This window comes from Pseudomonas sp. SO81 (assembly GCF_030374125.1).
GTDB lineage: Bacteria > Pseudomonadota > Gammaproteobacteria > Pseudomonadales > Pseudomonadaceae > Aquipseudomonas.
In genome coordinates this window covers 3,652,454-3,672,311 of record NZ_CP126126.1, presented here as the reverse complement: position 1 = coordinate 3,672,311, position 19,858 = coordinate 3,652,454, and the positions used below count along the sequence as shown (strand labels likewise).

At 65.0% G+C, this 19,858-nt stretch carries 19 protein-coding genes and 1 pseudogene; 4 read left to right on the top strand and 16 right to left on the bottom strand.

All coding sequences use genetic code 11. The features are described from left to right. Nucleotides 1-53 precede the first annotated feature (53 nt). The 4 genes and pseudogenes from xseA to OH686_RS17130 all read left to right on the top strand — a co-directional run. Nucleotides 54-1,433 (top strand): exodeoxyribonuclease VII large subunit, encoded by a 1,380-nt coding sequence (gene xseA, locus OH686_RS17145; RefSeq protein ID WP_289534115.1) that lies wholly within the window; start codon nucleotides 54-56, stop codon nucleotides 1,431-1,433. Between the two features lie 4 nt (nucleotides 1,434-1,437). Then, nucleotides 1,438-2,256, top strand: coding sequence for a M23 family metallopeptidase (locus tag OH686_RS17140; RefSeq protein WP_289534114.1), 819 nt, complete (start codon nucleotides 1,438-1,440; stop codon nucleotides 2,254-2,256). A gap of 281 nt (nucleotides 2,257-2,537) precedes the next feature. Continuing rightward, nucleotides 2,538-4,208 (top strand): 2-isopropylmalate synthase, encoded by a 1,671-nt coding sequence (leuA, locus tag OH686_RS17135; protein WP_289534113.1) that lies wholly within the window; start codon nucleotides 2,538-2,540, stop codon nucleotides 4,206-4,208. A gap of 76 nt (nucleotides 4,209-4,284) precedes the next feature. Continuing rightward, nucleotides 4,285-4,968, top strand: a pseudogene (locus tag OH686_RS17130) (NAD(P)-dependent alcohol dehydrogenase); the annotation flags it as partial. A 48-nt stretch (nucleotides 4,969-5,016) separates the two neighbouring features. Here OH686_RS17130 and OH686_RS17125 read toward each other — a convergent pair. The 16 genes from OH686_RS17125 to iscA all read right to left on the bottom strand — a co-directional run bounded on the left by OH686_RS17125 (nucleotide 5,017) and on the right by iscA (nucleotide 19,851). Continuing rightward, a complete protein-coding gene (locus tag OH686_RS17125; RefSeq protein WP_289534112.1) occupies nucleotides 5,017-5,808 on the bottom strand; it encodes an amidohydrolase in 792 nt (263 codons plus the stop codon). Further along, nucleotides 5,796-6,944, bottom strand: coding sequence for a pyridoxal phosphate-dependent aminotransferase (locus OH686_RS17120; RefSeq protein ID WP_289534111.1), 1,149 nt, complete (start codon nucleotides 6,942-6,944; stop codon nucleotides 5,796-5,798). The genes OH686_RS17125 and OH686_RS17120 overlap by 13 nt, the downstream gene beginning before the upstream one ends. 127 nt (nucleotides 6,945-7,071) lie before the next feature. After that, a complete protein-coding gene (der, locus tag OH686_RS17115; protein ID WP_289534110.1) occupies nucleotides 7,072-8,538 on the bottom strand; it encodes a ribosome biogenesis GTPase Der in 1,467 nt (488 codons plus the stop codon). A 79-nt stretch (nucleotides 8,539-8,617) separates the two neighbouring features. After that, on the bottom strand, nucleotides 8,618-9,769 hold the full coding sequence (gene bamB / locus OH686_RS17110) for an outer membrane protein assembly factor BamB (RefSeq protein ID WP_289534109.1): 1,152 nt from the start codon (nucleotides 9,767-9,769) through the stop codon (nucleotides 8,618-8,620). Continuing rightward, nucleotides 9,762-10,403 (bottom strand): YfgM family protein, encoded by a 642-nt coding sequence (locus OH686_RS17105; RefSeq protein ID WP_289534108.1) that lies wholly within the window; start codon nucleotides 10,401-10,403, stop codon nucleotides 9,762-9,764. The genes bamB and OH686_RS17105 overlap by 8 nt, the downstream gene beginning before the upstream one ends. Nucleotides 10,404-10,431: 28 nt before the next feature. Next, nucleotides 10,432-11,718, bottom strand: coding sequence for a histidine--tRNA ligase (gene hisS / locus OH686_RS17100; protein ID WP_289534107.1), 1,287 nt, complete (start codon nucleotides 11,716-11,718; stop codon nucleotides 10,432-10,434). 155 nt (nucleotides 11,719-11,873) lie between these two features. After that, nucleotides 11,874-12,986 carry a flavodoxin-dependent (E)-4-hydroxy-3-methylbut-2-enyl-diphosphate synthase gene (ispG, locus tag OH686_RS17095; RefSeq protein WP_289534106.1) on the bottom strand — a complete coding sequence of 371 codons (1,113 nt, stop codon included), beginning with the start codon at nucleotides 12,984-12,986 and terminating at the stop codon, nucleotides 11,874-11,876. Nucleotides 12,987-12,994: 8 nt separating this feature from the next. Beyond that, nucleotides 12,995-14,056, bottom strand: a complete 1,062-nt coding sequence (locus OH686_RS17090) for a RodZ domain-containing protein (protein WP_289534105.1) — start codon at nucleotides 14,054-14,056, stop codon at nucleotides 12,995-12,997. Next, nucleotides 14,056-14,817, bottom strand: coding sequence for a type IV pilus biogenesis/stability protein PilW (pilW, locus tag OH686_RS17085; RefSeq protein WP_289534104.1), 762 nt, complete (start codon nucleotides 14,815-14,817; stop codon nucleotides 14,056-14,058). The genes OH686_RS17090 and pilW overlap by 1 nt, the downstream gene beginning before the upstream one ends. A 13-nt stretch (nucleotides 14,818-14,830) precedes the next feature. After that, on the bottom strand, nucleotides 14,831-15,976 hold the full coding sequence (gene rlmN / locus OH686_RS17080; RefSeq protein WP_289534103.1) for a dual-specificity RNA methyltransferase RlmN: 1,146 nt from the start codon (nucleotides 15,974-15,976) through the stop codon (nucleotides 14,831-14,833). 24 nt (nucleotides 15,977-16,000) lie between these two features. Continuing rightward, nucleotides 16,001-16,432: a nucleoside-diphosphate kinase gene (gene ndk, locus OH686_RS17075; RefSeq protein ID WP_043308688.1), complete on the bottom strand. Its 432-nt coding sequence runs from the start codon at nucleotides 16,430-16,432 to the stop codon at nucleotides 16,001-16,003. A 98-nt stretch (nucleotides 16,433-16,530) separates the two neighbouring features. Beyond that, nucleotides 16,531-16,731, bottom strand: coding sequence for a Fe-S cluster assembly protein IscX (gene iscX / locus OH686_RS17070; protein WP_137971090.1), 201 nt, complete (start codon nucleotides 16,729-16,731; stop codon nucleotides 16,531-16,533). A 14-nt stretch (nucleotides 16,732-16,745) separates the two neighbouring features. Continuing rightward, nucleotides 16,746-17,087, bottom strand: a complete 342-nt coding sequence (gene fdx, locus OH686_RS17065; protein WP_137971089.1) for an ISC system 2Fe-2S type ferredoxin — start codon at nucleotides 17,085-17,087, stop codon at nucleotides 16,746-16,748. Next, nucleotides 17,087-18,955 (bottom strand): Fe-S protein assembly chaperone HscA, encoded by a 1,869-nt coding sequence (gene hscA / locus OH686_RS17060; protein WP_289534102.1) that lies wholly within the window; start codon nucleotides 18,953-18,955, stop codon nucleotides 17,087-17,089. Before hscA ends, fdx begins: the two co-directional genes overlap by 1 nt. A gap of 42 nt (nucleotides 18,956-18,997) precedes the next feature. Next, nucleotides 18,998-19,519, bottom strand: a complete 522-nt coding sequence (gene hscB, locus OH686_RS17055; protein ID WP_289534101.1) for a co-chaperone HscB — start codon at nucleotides 19,517-19,519, stop codon at nucleotides 18,998-19,000. An 8-nt stretch (nucleotides 19,520-19,527) separates the two neighbouring features. Further along, nucleotides 19,528-19,851 carry an iron-sulfur cluster assembly protein IscA gene (iscA, locus tag OH686_RS17050; protein WP_137971086.1) on the bottom strand — a complete coding sequence of 108 codons (324 nt, stop codon included), beginning with the start codon at nucleotides 19,849-19,851 and terminating at the stop codon, nucleotides 19,528-19,530. Between the last annotated feature and the right edge of the window lie 7 nt (nucleotides 19,852-19,858).

Sequence of the window (19,858 nt, the reverse complement as noted above, 5' to 3'; positions counted from 1 at the left end):
CGGCGCCGGTCAAGCGCCTATGGCTGTTTCAGTAAAGCCTTTATCATGCCGCCATGCTCAACGATCCCTTCCAGCGCCTCGGTCTCGACCGCGACACCCTCAGCGTCAGCCAGCTCAACAACCGCGCACGGCTGTTGCTGGAGGATGTGTTCGCCCAGGTCTGGGTCGAGGGCGAAATCTCCAACCTGGCCAAGCCCGCCTCCGGACACCTCTACTTCACCCTGAAGGACAGCCAGGCCCAGGTGCGCTGCGCACTGTTCCGGCAGAACGCCAGCCGCGTACGCCAGGCGCTGCGCGACGGCCTGGCGGTGAAGGTGCGCGGCAAGGTCTCGCTGTTCGAGGGCCGCGGCGACTATCAGCTGATCCTCGACACGGTGGAGCCGGCCGGCGACGGCGCCCTGCGCCTGGCCTTCGAGGCGCTGAAAGAGAAGCTGTCCGCCGAGGGTCTGTTCGCCAGCGAGCGCAAGCGCGCCCTGCCCCCCCATCCGCAGCGCATTGGCATCGTCAGCTCGCCGACCGGCGCGGTGATCCGCGACATCATCAGCGTGTTCCGCCGCCGTGCGCCGCAGGTGGCATTGACCCTGATCCCCACCGCCGTGCAGGGTCGCGAGGCCACCGCGCAGATCGTCCGGGGCCTGCAGCTGGCCGACCGCGCCGGCTTCGACGCGATCATCCTGGCGCGCGGCGGCGGCTCGCTGGAAGACCTGTGGTGCTTCAACGAGGAAGCGGTGGCGCGCGCCGTGGCCGCCTGCGTCACGCCCATCGTCAGCGCCGTCGGTCATGAGACCGATGTGTCGATCAGCGACTTCGTTGCCGACGTGCGCGCCCCCACCCCATCCGCCGCCGCCGAACTGCTGGCACCGGACAGCTCCGACCTGCAGCGCCGCCTGGACGGCCTCAGCCGCCGCCTGGCCCTGACCCTGCAGACCCGCCTGAGCCGCGAACAGCTGCGCCTGGAAAGCCTGACCCGGCGCCTGCGCCATCCCGGCGAACGTCTGCGCCAGCAGGCCCAACGCTTGGACGACCTGGACATGCGTCTGCGCCGCGCCTTCACCCAGCAGTCCACCAGCCGCCATGAGCGCCTGGCGCGTCTTGAGGGCCGCCTGAACGCGCAGCACCCGGGACGCGCCCTGGCCCTGCTGCGCCAGCGCCTGGACAGCCTGGCCGAGCGCCTGCCACGCGCCACCCAGGCGCGCCTGCGCGAGCAGCGGCAGCAGCTGCAGAGCCTGGCGCAGACCCTGCACATCGTTAGCCCGCTGGCCACCCTCGGCCGCGGCTACAGCATCCTGCTCGACGAGCGCGGCCAGGCCGTGCGCGCCGCCAGCCAGACCCGCCCCGGCCAACGCCTCAAGGCCCGACTGGGTGAAGGCCAGCTCGATGTACGGGTCGAGGACAACCACCTCACCCCAGTCACCCTCTCGCTTCTGGACTGATTACGTGCGCTCGCTTATCGCCCTGCTGCTCTGCCTCACACTTCCTGCTCATGCCGATGGCTTTATCACCCGCCTGCTGAACAAGCCGGTGCCCGGTGGCGTGGCTGTGCTCGACCTGGGCGATGGTTCCACTGCACCCCAGGCGCGCTACCAGGGCAAGTCGGTGCTGGTGGTGAAGGAGGAAGGCAAGCGCTGGATCGCCATCGTCGGCATCCCGCTGACGGTCAAGCCCGGCCCGCAGGAGATAGAGGCAAACGGTCAGGCCCTGAGCTTCCAGGTCGGCGCCAAGCACTACCGCGAGCAGCGCATCACCCTGAAGAACAAGGAACAGGTCAATCCGAGCCCGGCCAACCTCAAACGCATCGAGCGCGAGCTGGCCGAGCAGACCCGCGCCTACCAGCAATTCAGCGCCCGTCAGCCGAGCAACCTACTGTTCGACAAACCGGTCAACGGCCCGCTGTCCTCGCCCTTCGGCCTGCGCCGCTTCTTCAATGGCGAGGAGCGCAACCCGCACTCTGGGCTGGACTTCGCTGTCGGCGCCGGCACGCCGATCAAGGCCCCCGCCGCCGGCAAGGTGACGCTGATCGGCGATTACTTCTTCAACGGCAAGACGGTGTTCGTCGACCACGGCCAGGGCCTGATCAGCATGTTCTGCCACCTGTCCAAGATCGACGTGCAACTGGGCCAGGAACTGCCGCGCGGCGGCGTGGTCGGCAAGGTTGGCGCTACCGGCCGCGCCACCGGGCCGCACATGCACTGGAACGTCAGCCTCAACGACGCCCGCGTCGACCCGGCGATCTTTATCGGCGCCTTCAAGCCCTGATTTCTCGCGCAATAAAATCCAGCCGCACAACTAATTTCAGCAATTTTTCTTTCAGCCAGAAAAATCAGCGCAAGCAATCCGCGTTTTTCGCACAAGCCTTGCCAGCTTTAACCTCCAGCAGTAGGGTTATCAGCATGAACACGGCCCATACCCTCATTCTTCTGCGTCAACACGCCTGCCAGCGCCTGGTCAGCCCACGACTGCGTGGCTGAATCCGCCTCCGACGCACACTCTCGATTTCGCGATTCGCCCGGCCTGCCGCCGACCCAAGGATTACCCCGATGACCATGCTCAAAGACCCTTCGAAGAAGTACCGCCCGTTTACCCAGGTGCAGCTCCCTGACCGCACCTGGCCGGACCAGATCATCGACAAGGCGCCGATCTGGCTGTCCACCGACCTGCGCGACGGCAACCAGTCGCTGATCGAGCCGATGGACGCCGAGAAGAAGATGCGCTTCTTCAAGTGCCTGGTCGCCGTGGGCCTGAAGGAAATCGAGGTGGGCTTCCCGTCCGCCTCGCAGACCGACTTCGACTTCGTCCGTGAGCTGATCGAAGGCGGCCATATCCCCGATGACGTGACCATCCAGGTGCTGACCCAGGCCCGCGAGGACCTGATCACCCGCACCTTCGAGTCGCTCAAGGGCGCCAAGAAGGCCATCGTCCACTACTACAACGCCACCGCGCCGAGCTTCCGCCGCATCGTCTTCAACCAGGACAAGGCCGGCGTGGTCGACATCGCCACCAGCGCCGCGCGGATCATCAAGTGCCTGGCCGCCGCGCAGCCGGAAACCCAGTGGGGCTTCGAGTACTCGCCTGAGGTGTTCAGCTCCACCGAAATCGACTTCGCCGTCGAGGTGTGCAACGCGGTGATCGGCGTGTTCGAGCCGACTCCCGCGCAGAAGCTGATCCTCAATCTGCCGGCCACCATCGAGTGCGCCACGCCGAACAACTACGCCGACCAGATCGAGTGGTTCGGCCGCCATGTCGCCCGCCGCAACAGCGTGCTGATCAGCGTGCACACCCACAACGACCGCGGCACCGGCGTGGCCGCCTCGGAACTGGCCGTGATGGCCGGTGCAGACCGCGTCGAAGGCTGCTTGTTCGGCAACGGCGAGCGCACCGGCAACGTCTGCCTGGTGACCCTGGCGCTCAACCTCTACACCCAGGGCGTCGACCCCGAACTGGACTTCTCCGACATCGATGCCGTGCGCAAGGTGGTGGAAGAGTGCAACCAGCTGCCGGTGCACCCGCGCCATCCGTATGTCGGCGACCTGGTCCACACCGCCTTCTCCGGCTCGCACCAGGATGCCATCCGCAAGGGCTTCGCCCAGCAGGATCCGGAAGGCGTCTGGGAAGTGCCGTACCTGCCGATCGACCCGGCCGACATCGGTCGCGACTACGAGGCGGTGATCCGCGTCAACAGCCAGTCCGGCAAGGGCGGCATCACCTTCCTGCTCGAGCAGGAATACGGCATCAGCCTGCCGCGCCGCATGCAGATCGAGTTCAGCCAGGTGGTGCAGCGCGAGACCGACCGACTCGGCCTGGAAATGACCGCCGCGCAGATCTACGGCCTGCTGCAGAGCGAGTACCTGCAAGCCGACAGCCCCTACGTGCTGAAGGGCCACCGCCTGCAGGAAGAGAACGGCATCTGCACCGTCGACGTGGAAGTCGCCTACGAAGGCGAAGCCCGACGCAAGCACGGCACCGGCAAGGGCCCGCTGGAGGCGCTGGTCGCCGCCCTGCCGCAGAACATCGAGATCATGGACTACCACGAGCACGCCATCAGCGCCGGCACCAACGCCCAGGCGGTGGCCTATATCGAGGTACGCCTGAACGGTGGCCGCCCGCTGCACGGCATCGGCATCGACGAGAACCTGACCACCGCGACCTTCCGCGCCCTGTTCAGCGCGCTCAACCGTGCGCTGGCGCAGACCGAGGTCCAGGCGGCCTGAGCAAGGCACGCTTGAGCGAGGGGGCTGCGGCCCCCTTTTTCATGCCCGCATCTCCGGGTATGGAGTTCGGTGGCGAAACAGCTTCGGCGGCTACTCCCAGCACATAGCGGTGGAGCAGCGCTTCGTCCTGCGTATCAGCCATACCGACCGCGCCCAGCTGGTCGTAGAAGCGCCGCTGCTGTGCGCCGGCATCACCACCTGCTCGCCGCTGCGCCAGTGGAAGGTCGGTCCGGGACAGAAGGTCGGCATCGTCGGGCTAGGCGGCCTAGGCCATATGGGGGTGAAGATCGCCGCCGCCATGGGCGCCCGCGTGGTGCTGTTCACCACCTCGCCGAACAAGCGTGAAGACGCCCTGCGCCTGGGCGCCAGCGAAGTAGTGGTGTCGAAGAACGCCGAGGAGATGGCCGCCCATGCGGGCAGCTTCGACTTCATCCTCAACACCGTGGCCGCCCCGCACGACCTCAATCCCTTCCTCAACCTGCTCAAGCGCGACGCCACCCTGTGCCTGGTCGGCGTCCCGGATTCGCCGCACCCGCCGGCAGACGTGTTCGGCCTGATCTTCAAGCGCCGCCGCATCGCCGGCTCGCTGATCGGCGGAGTCGCCGAGACCCAGGAGATGCTCGACTTCTGCGCCGCGCACAACATCGTCTCGGACATCGAGATGATCCCCATCCAGTCGATCAACCAGGCCTACGAGCGCATGCTTAGGAGCGATGTGAAGTACCGCTTCGTGATCGACATGGCCAGCCTGCAGGCCTGAGAAAAGACCACGCCGGGCTCGAACCCGGCGTTGTCACTCTGCAGCCGCTCAATCCAGGCTGAAGCCATCGGCGTCCAGGTAGGCCGGGAAGCGCTGCCGATAGGCGGCCAGCTCGGCGGCCGACAGGCGCACACGGAACACGCCGGCGGCATCGCCCGGGGCCAGTAGGCTCTCGCCCTGGAAGTCCAGTACCTGGCTATCGCCACTGTAGGGATGACCATTGCCGTCGCTGCCGATGCGATTCACCGCGGCCACGTAGCACAGGTTCTCGATGGCCCGCGCCGGCAGCAGGCGGTTCCAGTGGTGGCGCCGTGCGCCCGGCCAGTTGGCGGTATAGAGCAGCAGGTCGGTGTCGTGCGGGTCGCGGCTCCACACCGGGAAGCGCAGGTCGTAGCAGATCAGCGGGCGTATCTGCCAACCCTTCAGCTCCAGCAGCAGCTGCTCTTCGCCGGCGCTGTAGTGCTTGTGCTCGCCGGCCATGCGGAACAGGTGGCGCTTGTCGTAATGCGCCAGTGAGCCGTCCGGGCGCGCCCACAGCAGGCGGTTACGGTAGCTGCCGTCGGCGGCCTGGATGATCAGGCTGCCGGTGACCACGGCGCCGATGCATTGGGCTTGCTCACGCAGCCAGGCGGTGGTCGGTCCGTCTTCCGCCTCGGCCAGCTCGGCCGAATGCATGGAGAAGCCGGTGCTGAACATCTCCGGCAGCACCACCAGGTCGGCGCCACGCGCCTGTTCCAGCAGCGGTTCGAAGCGCGTACGGTTGGCGGCGGCGTCGTGCCAGTCCAGTTCACTCTGGATCAACGCCAGTTCGAGGTCGGGCAGCTGGCTCAGATCGCGCATAGTTTTTCCGCTGCCAGGCGCAGCGTCTCCTCGCGTTTGGCGAAGCAGAAGCGCACCAGGCGCATCTCGCTCGGGGCCTGCTGGTAGAACACCGACACCGGGATGGCCGCCACGCCATGTTCGCGGGTCAGCCATTCGGCCATGGCCACGTCGTCCAGGTCCGGGCGGATCGCCGAATAGTCGGCCAGCTGGAAGTAGGTGCCCGGCGCGCGGGTGAAGCGGAAGCGCGAGCCGGCCAGCAGGTCGCAGAACAGATCGCGCTTGGCCTGGTAGAAGGCCGGCAGTTCCTCGACATGCTCGGGCCTGACCGCCATGAAATCGGCCAGGGCGTGCTGCAGCGGGGTCACACCGCAGAAGTTGACGTACTGGTGGATCTTGCGCAGCTCGGCGGTCAACAGAGGCGGGGCCACTACGTAGCCGGTTTTCCAGCCGGTGACGTGGTAGGTCTTGCCGAACGAGCTGACCACGAAGGCACGGGCGTAAAGCTCCTCGTGGGCCAGCACGCTGGCGTGGCGGGCGCCGTCGAAGATCAGGTGCTCGTAGACCTCGTCGCTGATGATGTGAATATCGCGGCCGCGGATCAGCACGGCCAGGCGGTCCAGATCGTCACGGGTGAGCAACGCGCCGCTGGGGTTGTGCGGCGAATTGAGGAAGATCAGGCGGGTGCGCGGAGTGATGGCGTCACTCAGGCGCTGCCAATCCACGGCGAAATCCGGCAGGGCCAGCGGCACATGCACGCAGCGGCCGCCGGCCAGTTCCACCGAGGGCTCGTAGCTGTCGTAGCAGGGGTCGAGAACGATGGCCTCGTCGCCCGGATGGATCAGCGCCTGCACCGCGCAGAAGATCGCTTCGGTGGCACCGGGGGTGATGGTGATCTCGCTGTCGGCATCGCGCTGCACGCCATAGCTGCGCGCGATCTTGGCCGCCACCTGCTGGCGCAGGGCCGGCAGGCCGGTCATCGGGCTGTACTGGTTGCGCCCCTCCAGCACATGGCGCGCCACGGCTTCGCGCAGAGCCTGGGGGCCGTCGAAGTCGGGAAAGCCCTGGGACAGGTTGATGGCGCCGACTTCCGCGGCGAGCTGGGACATGCGGGTGAAGATGGTGGTGCCGACATTGGGCAGCTTGCTGGCGAGCATCGGGACTTCCTGCTGGCGTGAGGCGAGCCGCGAGGATAGCCGATGGCCCACTCGAGATGCAGCAGCGGCACCAATGAAAAAGGCGCAGGAGCCGAAGCTACTGCGCCTTTGTCTGAAAGCTGGTGAATCAGCGTTTCTTGTCCTTGCGCTTCTTCTCGGCCTTCTTGTGGTGGCTCATCAGGCGGCGCTTCTTGTTCACCTGGCGGTCGGTGAGAGTGTTTTTCTTGCCCTCGTAGGGGTTGTCGCCACCCTTGTACTCGATGCGGATCGGCGTGCCGACCAGCTTGAGCACGCGGCGGAAGGTGTTTTCCAGGTAGCGCGTGTAGGACTTCGGTACCGCATCGACCTGGTTGCCATGGATCACGATCAGCGGCGGGTTGGCACCACCGAGGTGGGCATAGCGCAGCTTGATGCGGCGGCCGCTGACCATCGGCGGCTGGTGCTCCTGCACCGCGTCCTCGAGGATCTGCGTCAGGCGGCTGGTCGGCCAGCGGGTGATCGCCGACTTGAAAGAGGCCTGCACCGACTTGTACAGGTTGCCCACGCCGGTGCCGTGCAGGGCGGAGATGAAGTGGATGTCGGCGTAGTCGACGAAGAACAGCCGGCGCTCCAGCTCGGTCTTCACGTAGTCACGCTCGCCGGGCTCCATGCCGTCCCACTTGTTCAACGCGATCACCAGTGCGCGGCCGGACTCGATGGCGAAGCCGAGCAGGTTGAGGTCGTGGTCGACCACACCTTCGCGGGCGTCCATGACGAAGATCACCACGTTGGCGTCCTTGATCGCCTGCAGGGTCTTCACCACCGAGAACTTTTCCACTTCCTCGTGGATCTTGCCGCGCTTGCGCACGCCGGCGGTGTCGATCAGCGTGTACTTCTCGTCGTTGCGCTCGAACGGGATGTAGATGCTGTCGCGGGTGGTGCCGGGCTGGTCATAGACCACCACGCGCTCCTCGCCGAGCATGCGGTTGACCAGGGTCGACTTGCCGACGTTGGGCCGGCCGATGATGGCGATCTTTATGCCATCCTTCTCGCTCGGCCCAGGAATGCGCTTGGCTTCCTCGCCCTCGGCGACGTTCTCGTCGTAGGCGTCGTGGTCCTCGTCACGCGGGTACTCACCGAGTGTCGTTTCCAGCAGCTGGGTGATGCCACGACCATGGGCGCCGGCGATCGGCAGGGCTTCGCCCATGCCCATCGGGGCGAATTCGGCGCGGGCGATGTCCGGATCGATGTTGTCGATCTTGTTCACCACCAGGTAGCTGCGCTTGTTGCGCTTGCGCAGGTGCTCGCCAATCATCTGGTCGCTGGCGGTCAGGCCGGCACGGGCGTCGACCAGGAACAGCACCACGTCGGCCTCTTCGATGGCCAGCAGCGACTGCTCGGCCATCTTCTCGTCGATGCCCTCCTCGTCGCCGGTGATGCCGCCGGTGTCGACCAGGATGTAGCTGCGCCCTTCCCACTTGGCATCGCCATACTGGCGATCGCGGGTCAGGCCGGCCAGGTCACCGACAATGGCATCGCGGCTGCGGGTCAGGCGGTTGAACAGAGTCGACTTGCCCACATTGGGACGGCCCACCAGGGCGATTACCGGAACCATTGGGCTCCTCCACAGCTAAATCCAGAAAACACAAAGGCCGCTGCCGTAGAACGGCAGCGGCCGGACATTGCAAAACAGCTTAGCGGATGGTCAGGCCGACCAGCTTGCCGCTATTGCCGTAGGCGTAGATCCAGTCACCGACCACCAGCGGACGGGCACGCAGGCCATCGCCGTCGATCTTCTTGCGGCCAACGAAATGGCCGTCCACCTGGCTCAGCAGGTGCAGGTAGCCTTCGAAGTCACCGACCGCCACGTAGCTGGAGAACACTTCCGGCGACGACAGCTGGCGGCGCTGCAGGGCGTCGTTGTTCCACAGTGCGGAATTGGAGCCCTCGTCGACGCCTTCCACGGCACCGCTGGCCAGGCTAACGTAGACGCTGCCGAAGCCCTGGGCCAGGCCCACGTAGCTGGAGGCTTCGCGGTTCCACAGCGGGCGACCGCTTTCCACGTCGATGGCCGCGACATTGCCCTGGTAGGTCACCACGTACAGGGTGCCGCCGGACAGCAGCAGATTGCCGTCGATGTCGACCACGCGCTCCAGTTCGGAACGGCCTTGCGGTACGGCCACGCGCTGCTCCCAGACCGGGATGCCGCGGTTGGCGTCGAGGGCCAGGACCTTGCCGGTGGACAGGCCGGCCATCACCAGGCGATTGGTCATCACCGGGCTGCTGGTGCCACGCAGGGTCAGCACGGCCGGGCTGTTCTCGTAGATCCAGCGCTGTTCGCCGGTGCTGGCGTCGAAGGCGATCAGGCGATCGTCCTGGGTCTGCACCACGACGACATCGCCGTTGGTGGCCGGCGCGGACAGCACTTCGCTGGTCACGCGGGCACGCCATTTTTCTTCGCCGTTGCTGGAGTCCAGCGCGACCACTTCCCCCTTGAGGGTGCCGATCAGCACCAGGCCGTAGCCGGCGCCGACACCGCCGGAGATCGGCAGGTCCAGCTCGACTTCCCAGAACTTGTCGCCGGTCAGACGATCCAGGGCGACCACTTCGCCATCGGCAGAGGCGGCGTAGAGACGCTCACCATCGGCGGCGGGGGTCAGCTGGTTGTACAGCTCGCCCTGGCCATCACCGATGGAGCGGCTCCACTGGGCGTCCAGGCGTACTTCTTCCTGGATGTCGGGCAGCTCGGCCGGCGGCAGTTCCTTCTTGCTGTTGCTGCTGCAACCCACGGCCACTACGGCCAGAGCCAGCACTGCGGCATTCTTCCAACGCATCACGTCAGGCATCCCCTTTCGCCAGGTCGTCGAGCTTCATCTGCAGGCCGCCGACAGCGGCGTCCTCGGACAGAGAATCCTTGGCCTTTTGGTAGGCCACATGGGCTTCGTCGCTGCGACCGAGCTGCACCAGCAGGTCGCCCTTGAGTTCTTCGCGGCTGGCCTGCCAGGCCTTGTCAGCCTCGCCTTCGAGCAGCTTGAGGCCTTCTTCGGTCTTGCCCTGGGCAGCCAGCACACGAGCCAGGCGCTGACGCGCCAGTTCGCCGATGGTGGCATCGGCCGGCTTGTCGACCAGCGGCTTGAGCTCGGCCACGGCGTCATCCAGCTTGGCGTTGTCCACCGCCACCTTGGCGACGAACAGGCCAGCGTACTGGGCGTATGCGCTGCCGCCGTATTCGGACTTCAGCTTGTCGGCCAGTTCGGTGACCTTGCCGGCGTCCGGCTGGCCGGTAGGAGTCAGGGTGGTTTCCAGCAGTTGCTGATACAGCGCACCGCCACCCTGGGCCTGGTTGGTCTGGTACTGCTGCCAGGCCTGCCAGCCGACCACGACGGCCAGGGCCAGGGCGCCACCAGTCAGCAGGGGTTTGCCATTGCGCTGCCACCAGTCCTTCATCTGCGCAATTTGTTCTTCTTCGGTCATGCTCACCCCAATAACTCCTTGATTCTCTTTATTCTCAGGCCTGCAGGCAGGCGGCCAGATGCGGTGCCAACGCATCCCAGCCAATGTTCTGTTGTTCTGCGTCGTCGCGCAGGGGCTTGCAACCTACCACGCGGGCGGTCAGTTCGTCCTCACCCAGAATCAGGGCGAAGCGCGCGCCGCTCTTGTCGGCCTTCTTGAACTGGCTCTTGAAGCTGCCAGCGCCGCTGTTGACCAGCAGACGCAGACCGGGAATGGCATCGCGCAGGCGCTCGGCCAGGCCCAGGCCGGCGAGCTCGGCGGCCTCGCCGAAGGCGCACAGGTAGACATCCGCAGGGCTGTTCAGCTCGGCCGGCAGCAGCTCCAGGGTCTCCAGCAGCAGCACCAGGCGCTCGACACCCATGGCGAAGCCGACACCCGGCGTGGCCTTGCCACCCAGCTGGGTGACCAGGCCGTCGTAGCGACCACCGGCGCACACGGTGCCCTGGGCGCCGAGCTTGTCGGTGACCCACTCGAACACGGTGCGGTTGTAGTAGTCGAGACCGCGGACCAGTTTGTTGTTGATCTCGTAGCGAATGCCGACCGCATCCAGGCGCGCCTTGACGCCCTCGAAGTGCAGGCGCGACTCCTCGTCGAGATAGTCGGCCAGGGTCGGCGCACCGACCAGCAGAGCCTGGGTCTGGGCGTTCTTGCTGTCGAGGATGCGCAGCGGGTTGGTGGTCAGGCGGCGCTGGCTGTCTTCGTCGAGCTGTTCGAAGCGCTCGTTGAGGTAGGCCACCAGGGCATCGCGGTAGGCCGCGCGAGCCTCGCTGGAACCCAGGCTGTTGAGCTGCAGGGTCACCGCATCGGCCAGGCCGAGCTGCTGCCACAGGCGCGCGGTGAGCACGATCAGCTCGGCATCGACGTCCGGCCCCGGCAGATTGAAGGCTTCCACGCCGATCTGGTGGAACTGGCGATAGCGGCCCTTCTGCGGCTTCTCGTAGCGGAACATCGGGCCGGCGTACCACAGCTTCTGCACCTGGCCGCCACCGGACAGACCGTGCTCGAGCACGGCGCGCACGCAGCCGGCGGTACCTTCCGGACGCAGGGTCAGGGACTCCTCGTTACGGTCGAGGAAGGTGTACATCTCCTTGTCCACCACGTCGGTGCCCTCGCCGATACCGCGGGCGAACAGCTCGGTGAACTCGAGGATGGGCAGGCGGATTTCCTTGTAGCCGTAGCCATCGAGCAGGCCGGCCAGGGTGCCTTCCAGGTAGCGCCAGGCAGGCGTCTGCTCTGGCAGGATGTCGTTCATGCCACGGATGGCTTGTAAGGTCTTGCTCACGAATCTTCCTTAAACCTGTTCTCAACACTGCTGCGCTTGCTTATGCAGCGTCAAAAACAGGCTCAAAATGCTCATCTACAGTTGTAAACTGCGCTTTTTCGCCTGTTTCTTCCTTGCCTAACCTGCGCCCGCGACGTGTTGAGAGCAGGTTTGAATCAGCCGCGGGCGATGACGGCCGCGTCGGCCTCGGCCTTCTCGGCCGCCTTGCGGCGGATCAGCTTCTCCAGCTCATCCACCAGATTGTCGTTGTTCAGCTTCGAGGCCGGCGCGCCGTCGATGTACACCAGGTTGTTCGGCGTACCGCCGGTGAGGCCGATATGGGCCTCCTTGGCCTCGCCCGGACCGTTTACCACGCAGCCGATCACGGCGACGTCGAGCGGCACCAGCAGGTCTTCGACCCGCTGCTCCAGCTCGTTCATGGTCTTGACCACGTCGAAGTTCTGCCGCGAGCAGCTAGGGCAGGCGATGAAGTTGATGCCACGCGAGCGCAGGCGCAGGGACTTGAGGATGTCGTAGCCGACCTTGATCTCCTCCACCGGATCGGCGGCCAGGGAGATGCGGATGGTGTCGCCAATGCCCTCGGCCAGCAGCATGCCCAGGCCGACCGCGGACTTCACGGTGCCAGAGCGCAGACCGCCGGCCTCGGTGATGCCCAGGTGCAGCGGCTGCTCGATCTGCTTGGCCAGCAGGCGGTAGGCGGCGACGGCCATGAATACGTCGGAGGCCTTCACGCTGACCTTGAAGTCGGGGAAGTTCAGGCGATCCAGGTGCTCGACATGGCGCAGCGCGGACTCGACCAGCGCCTCGGGCGTCGGCTCGCCGTACTTCTTCTGCAGGTCCTTTTCCAGCGAGCCGGCGTTGACGCCGATGCGAATCGGGATGCCCTTGTCGCGCGCGGCCTCGACCACAGCCCTGACCCGGTCTTCGCGACCGATGTTGCCGGGGTTGATGCGCAGGCAATCGACGCCCAGCTCGGCCACACGCAGGGCGATCTGGTAATCGAAGTGGATGTCGGCCACCAGTGGCACTTTCACCTGCTGCTTGATCTTGCCAAAGGCCTCGGCCGCCTCCATGGACGGCACCGAGACGCGCACGATATCGGCGCCGGCATCTTCGAGACGACGGATCTGGCCGACCGTGGCCTCGACGTCACAGGTCTCGGTGTTGGTCATGCTCTGCACGGCGATCGGCGCATCGCCGCCGACCGGTACCGAGCCGACCCAGATCTTGTGGGACAGGCGACGCTTGATGGGGGATTCGCAATGCATGGTCTGGCTCACTGCCCCAGTTTGAGGCGGGCGGTTTCACCGTGGGTGGAGGAAGCAACATCGACCGGCTGGCCATTGACCAGGACCACGGCGCCGCGGGCGTAACCCAGGCGCAGCTCCAGCGGGGCCTTGCCGACCAGCTCGACGCTGTCGCCACGACGCTTGAGGGCACTGAGCAGCACCTTGCCATTGGCATCGGTGAGCTGGGTCCAGCAGTCGGCGGTGAACTGCAGATTGACCAAGGCCTCACCGGCAGCGGCCGTCACCGGAGCGCTGGCGACCGGAGCCGTCGGCTCGGCAGCGGGCATGGTCGGAGCAGCAACCTGCCCTGTCACAGCCGGCTCGCTCGATTGCGGCGCAGCGACGGCAGCAGCCTGTTGCTGAGCATTGACCGACGCCTGAGGCGCGGCAGGCACAACCGGCACTGGCTGAGCGGCCGACTCTGCCGGAACGGTAGGATTGGTCTCGGCACTTGGCGGCGCTTCGGCGGCCGCCGGGTCAACCGCAGGCGGCATATCGGCGATGGGCGCTTCGGCCTGAGCTTCGGCTACCGCCTGGTCCTCCGGCTCGTCCAGCGGATGGATCTCGGTGGTGCCGTCGGCGGCCTCCACTTCGACATGCTCGATGGGAGCCTTGACCGAGCCGGCGCCAAGGCGTGCGGTCTCGCCCTGCCACCAGAAGAAGCCAACACCACCCAGAGCTGCCAGCGCCACGATGCTGAAGACCTTCACCAGACTCTGCGATACCCGGGCAGGCTCTTCAATACGAGCCAGGCTGGCGACGCTACTGCCATTGGCATCGGTGCCGGTGTACTGGTCAAAATCGCTGACAAGACGGCTGGGATCCATGCCCATCAATTTGGCGTAGGCACGGATATAGCCACGCGCGAAGGTATGCCCTGGCAACTGATCGAAAGCCCCGGACTCCACGTTACGCAGAGCCTGGGCAGTCAGGTTCAGCTGCACGGCGACATCGTTCAGCGCCAGGTTTCGGCTTTCGCGCACCTTGCGCAGCGTCTCTCCCGGATTGACCCGGGGCGCGGCAGCAACTTCAGGATGCGTAGCTTTCATCACTGCTCCGACAGGTATTGCTGGTATTCCGGGGTACCCGGATAGAGGCGCTTCAACTGCAGACCGAGGCTGGCCGCCTGGTCGCGGTCTTCGAAGACTTTGGCCAGACGGATACCCAAGAGCAAGCTCTGGGGATTCTGCCGCGCCTGCTGGCTGTAACCGGCGTAGTAGCTTCGAGCAGCCACATAGTTTTTATCGTCAAAAGACAGCAACCCCATCTGCAATAACGAAATGGAGCGCTGGCTATTGAGACGCAGCGCCTTTTCGAAGAACTGCTTGGCCTCTGCCCGCTTGCCCAGCTGCAGGGCAGTCAAGCCTAGATTCTCGAAAACTCGTGAACGCTCAGAGTACAGAGTGTCCTCAGAAGCCTTCATATATTGGGCATAGGCTTCGGGGTAACGTTTTTGCTCAAACAGAAAACCGCCGTAGTTGTTCAAAACCCGAGCATCGCCTTTGCTCAGTGAAATAGCTTTCCGATAGTGCTCATCCGCCAGTTTAGGCTCCATCTCGTATTGATATACGACAGCTAGAGCGGCATAGGTTTCGGCGTTGGACGAATCAAGCTCAAGCGCCTTGCGTAAAGGTTCCTTGGCCTTCTCGGTAGAGCCCTGCTGCAAATGCCCTATCCCTAACTGAACATAGGCATCACGAGCTGCATTTCGCCCCTCGCTCGTGCTCAACGGGTCGACCGGACCGCCCTCTCTCACACACCCCGCCAACAGGAAAACCAAGGACAGATACAGCGCAGCGCGCAAGGTCATGAATTACTCCCCTTCAATTTCGGTTGGCAGCATCGCGAGGCTCTGCGGCCTCGTTACCCAGCTGGCGTACGGCGATATAACGCTCACTGCGACGGGTACGGTCCTGCACCTGCCCGACCAGCTGCCCGCAGGCGGCATCGATATCGTCGCCACGGGTGGTGCGCACGGTGACGTTGAAGCCAGCCTTGTGCAGCAGATCCTGGAAGCGGCGAATGGCGTTGTTGCTCGGCCGTTCGTAACCGGAGTGGGGGAAGGGATTAAACGGAATCAGATTGATCTTGCAAGGGAAATCCTTGAGAAGTGCGATCATCTGCGCAGCATGTTCCGGCTGGTCGTTGACGTCCTTGAGCAGGGTGTACTCGACAGTGAGGAAACGCTTCTCGCCCAGACCCTCGATGTAGCGGCGGCAAGACGCCAACAGTACTTCCAGCGGATATTTCTTGTTGAGCGGCACCAACTGGTTGCGCAGCTCGTCGTTCGGTGCGTGCAGCGACAGGGCCAGGGACACGTCGGTGACGGTGGCCAGCTTGTCGATCATGGGCACCACGCCAGAGGTGGACAGCGTCACCTTGCGCTTGGAGATGCCGTAGCCAAGGTCATCCATCATGATCTGCATGGCCGGTACGACATTGTCGAAATTCAACAGGGGCTCGCCCATGCCCATCATCACCACGTTGGTGATGGCACGGTCGATCTTGGCCGGCACGGTGCCGAAGGATTTGTTGGCGATCCACACCTGGCCGATGATTTCCGCGGCAGTCAGGTCGCTGTTGAAGCCCTGCTTGCCGGTGGAACAGAAACTGCAATCCAGCGCACAGCCAGCCTGGGACGACACACAGAGGGTGCCACGGCCGCCTTGCGGGATATACACGGTCTCGACGCAGCTGCCGGACGCCACGCGCACCACCCACTTGCGGGTGCCGTCGCTGGAGATGTCCTGACTGACGATCTCGGGACCGCGAATCTCGGCGCAGGCGCTGAGCTTTTCGCGCAGGGCCTTGCCGAGATTGCTCATGGCGTCGAAATCCTCGACGCCAAAATGGTGAATCCACTTCATGACCTGACCGGCACGGAAACGCTTTTCCCCGATGCTCTCGAAGAAGCTTTCCATCTCGGGCTGGGTCAGCCCCAGCAGGTTGGTCTTGGCAACATCACTCATGGATTCACCCTCGCCGGTTCGCGCTTAGCGAATGCGAGCGCACACCTCGGTGGCGGAGAAGAAGTACGCGATTTCGCGAGCGGCAGAAGCCTCGGAATCGGAACCGTGTACGGCGTTCTCGTCGATGGAAACGGCGAAGTCGGCACGAATGGTGCCGGCAGCAGCTTCTTTCGGGTTGGTGGCGCCCATCAGCTCACGGTTCTTCAGGACGGCGTCTTCGCCTTCCAGAACCTGGACGATGACCGGACCGGAAGTCATGAAGGCAACCAGGTCCTTGAAGAAGCCGCGCTCGCTGTGCTCGGCGTAGAAACCGGCGGCTTCACGCTCGGACAGCTGAACCATCTTGGAAGCAACGACGCGCAGGCCGGCCTTCTCGAAACGGGTGGTGATTTCACCGATGACGTTTTTGGCAACGGCATCCGGCTTGATGATGGAGAAAGTGCGTTGAACGGCCATGTGAAGCTCCAGAAAGTTAAAGCGAAAAATTAAACCCGCGAATTATACGCGGGTTAGGGGGAAATGCGTAGGGCCGCGCCCTGAAGCGGTGCGGCGACTCAGTCGAGCTCTTCGATCCAGGCCGCCTGGATGGCCTCTAGCACCTTCTCGCCACCGCGCTGCGGGTCATCGGCGAAATCCGGCAGGGCCAGCACCCAGCGGTGCAGGTCGACGAAGTTGACGTAGCGCGGATCGACATCCGCCTTGCTCTCGGCCAGCTCGATGGCGATATCCAGCACATCGGTCCATTTCAGGCTCATGTCGGCTCCTTGACTCAGTGCGGCGCTTCGGCAGCGTGGTTGAGCGAGTATTTCGGGATCTCGACGGTCAGGTCTTCGGTGCCAACGACAGCCTGGCAAGCCAGCCGCGATTGCGCCTCCAGCCCCCAGGCCCGATCGAGGAAGTCTTCCTCCAACTCGTCTGCCTCTTCCAGCGAATCGAAACCCTCGCGAATGATGCAGTGGCAAGTGGTGCAGGCGCAGACGCCGCCGCAGGCACTCTCCATCTCGATGTGGTGTTCGTGAGCCAGCTCGAGAATGGAAGTACCGGGCTCGGCCTCCACGACCATGCCGTCAGGACAGAACTTCTCGTGCGGCAGAAAAATGACCTGTGGCATCAGTTATCCTCGATTTCATTCAGATTGCGCCCCGCCAGGGCGGCTTTCACCGTCGAGTCCATCCGCCGAGCGGCAAAGGCGTCGGTGATCTGCGACAGACGCTTGGTCTGCTGCTCGATGGCATGCGTATCGTCGCCAACCGCCAGAGCTCGCAGCTCTTCCATGGCCGCCAGAATGGCGATTCGCTCGTCTTCGTCGAGCAGGCGCTGGCCATCAACCTCCAGTGCCGACTGCACGGCCTCGAGCAGGCGCTCGGCCTCGACCTGCTGCTCGCGCAGCGCACGAGCCGCCTTGTCGCCACCGGCATTGCTGAAGGAATCCTGCAGCATGCGCGCGATTTCGCCATCGGTCAGACCGTAGGACGGCTTGACCTGGATGCTCGCCTCAACGCCAGAGCCCAATTCGCGCGCGGCGACGCTGAGCAGGCCATCGGCGTCGACCTGGAAGGTCACGCGAATCTTTGCAGCACCGGCAACCATCGGCGGAATACCGCGCAGCTCGAAGCGCGCCAGGGAACGGCAGTCCTTGACCAGCTCGCGCTCGCCCTGCAGCACCTGGATGGCCATGGCGCTCTGGCCGTCCTTGTAGGTGGTGAAATCCTGGGCACGCGCCACCGGGATGGTGGTGTTGCGCGGGATGACCTTCTCCATCAGCCCGCCCATGGTCTCCAGCCCCAGGGATAGCGGAATGACGTCGAGCAGCAACAGCTCCTCGCCATTGCCGCGCTGATTGCCGGCCAGGGTGTCGGCTTGGATGGCGGCGCCTATGGCCACCACCTGATCCGGGTCGATATCGGTCAGCGGCTCGCGACCGAACAGCTCGCCCACCGCCTCGCGCACGCGCGGCACGCGGGTGGAGCCACCGACCATGACCACCGCCTCGACCTCCTCGATCTCGATGTTCGCGTCGCGCACCGCGCGACGGCAGGCCTTGAGGCTGCGGACAATCATCGGCTCGATTAGCGCCTGGAACTGCGCCCGGCTCAGCTCGCCAGACCAACCATCATGGGACAGCGCAAAGACCTCGACCTCGGTCAGCGCCTCTTTCGCCGCACAGGCAGCCTGCAGCAGGCGGCGCTGGGCCGCAGGATCGAGATCGTGAGACAGGCCGGCCTGCTCGATGATCCAGCCGGCGATGGCGTGGTCGAAGTCATCGCCGCCCAGGGCGCTATCGCCGCCGGTGGCCAGCACCTCGAATACGCCACGAGTCAGGCGCAGCACGGAAATATCGAAGGTGCCGCCACCGAGGTCGTAAATGGCCACGACACCCTCGGCACCCTTGTCCAGACCGTAGGCAACAGCAGCCGCGGTCGGCTCGTTGAGCAGACGCAGCACGTTGAGATTGGCCAGGCGCGCGGCGTCCTTGGTGGCCTGGCGCTGGGCATCGTCGAAATAGGCCGGCACGGTGATCACCGCGCCGACCAGCTCACCACCCAGCGCGGCTTCGGCGCGCTGACGCAGGGAGCGGAGAATCTCCGCCGACACTTCCACCGGGCTCTTGGCACCCTGCACCGTCTCGATGAACGGCATGTGTGACTCGCCCTCGGCGAAACGATAGGGCAGCTGGTCGCCGAGCTGTTTGACGTCTGCCACACCGCGCCCCATCAGGCGCTTGACCGACAGCACGGTGTTCAGCGGGTCCAGCGCGGCAGCGGCCTTGGCGGAAGCGCCCACCTCGACGCGATCGGCGTGATAGCGCACGGCAGACGGCAGGATCACTCGCCCATCGGCATCGGCCAGCGGCTCGGAAAGACCGCTGCGCACGGCAGCGACCAACGAATTGGTGGTGCCCAGGTCGATGCCCACCGCCAGGCGGCGCTGATGGGGTTGCGGGCTCTGCCCGGGCTCGGCGATCTGCAGTAGGGCCATGGTGCTCTAGATGTCAGGCGCGCAGCGCAAGGCTGCGCCGGGTTAGTCGTCGAGGCGCTCTTCCAGATCGCGCACTTCGTGGGCCAGCTTGTCGAGGAACTGCATGCGACGCACCAGGCGCTCGGCCTCTTCGCGTCGCGCGGCATCTTTCCAGCAGGCGGAGAAATCTTCGTCCAGCTCGTCCTGAGCCGCTTTCAAGCGCTTCTTGAACGCCGCCACGCCGACCAGATCGGCGCTGTCCTGCAGGTCTTCCAGCTCCTCGCGCCAGCGCATCTGCTGCAGAAGGAACTCGGGATCCTGCACCGTTACTTCCAGCGGCAGCTCACGGCCACCCAGCGCCAGCAGGTAGAGCGCGCGACGCGGCCCGCTCTTCAAGGTCTGATAGGCCTCGTTGAGGCTGGCCGACTGCTCCAGCGCCAGACGCTGCTCGCGCTCGCCGGCATCGGCGAAACGGTCCGGATGGACGGCCTTGGCCAGCTCGCGATAGCGCGCGGCCAGCTGCGCCTGATCCAAACGGAACGTGGGCTGCAACTCGAACAGGGCGAAATGACAGGGACTACCCACAACCAGCCTCAGACGTTGAAGCTCTCGCCGCAGCCGCATTCGCCACGCACGTTGGGGTTGTTGAACTTGAAGCCCTCGTTGAGGCCTTCGCGGACGAAGTCCAGCTCGGTGCCGTCCAGGTAGGTCAGGCTCTTCGGATCGATGATCACCTTGACCCCGAAGCTTTCGAACACCTGATCCTCGCCCGCCACTTCATCGACGAACTCCAGCACGTAGGCCAGACCCGAACAACCGGTGGTACGTACGCCGAGGCGAATGCCCTCGCCCTTGCCACGCCCGTCGATCGAGCGCTGCACATGGCGAGCGGCGGCTTCAGTCATGGTAATGGCCATTAGCGAC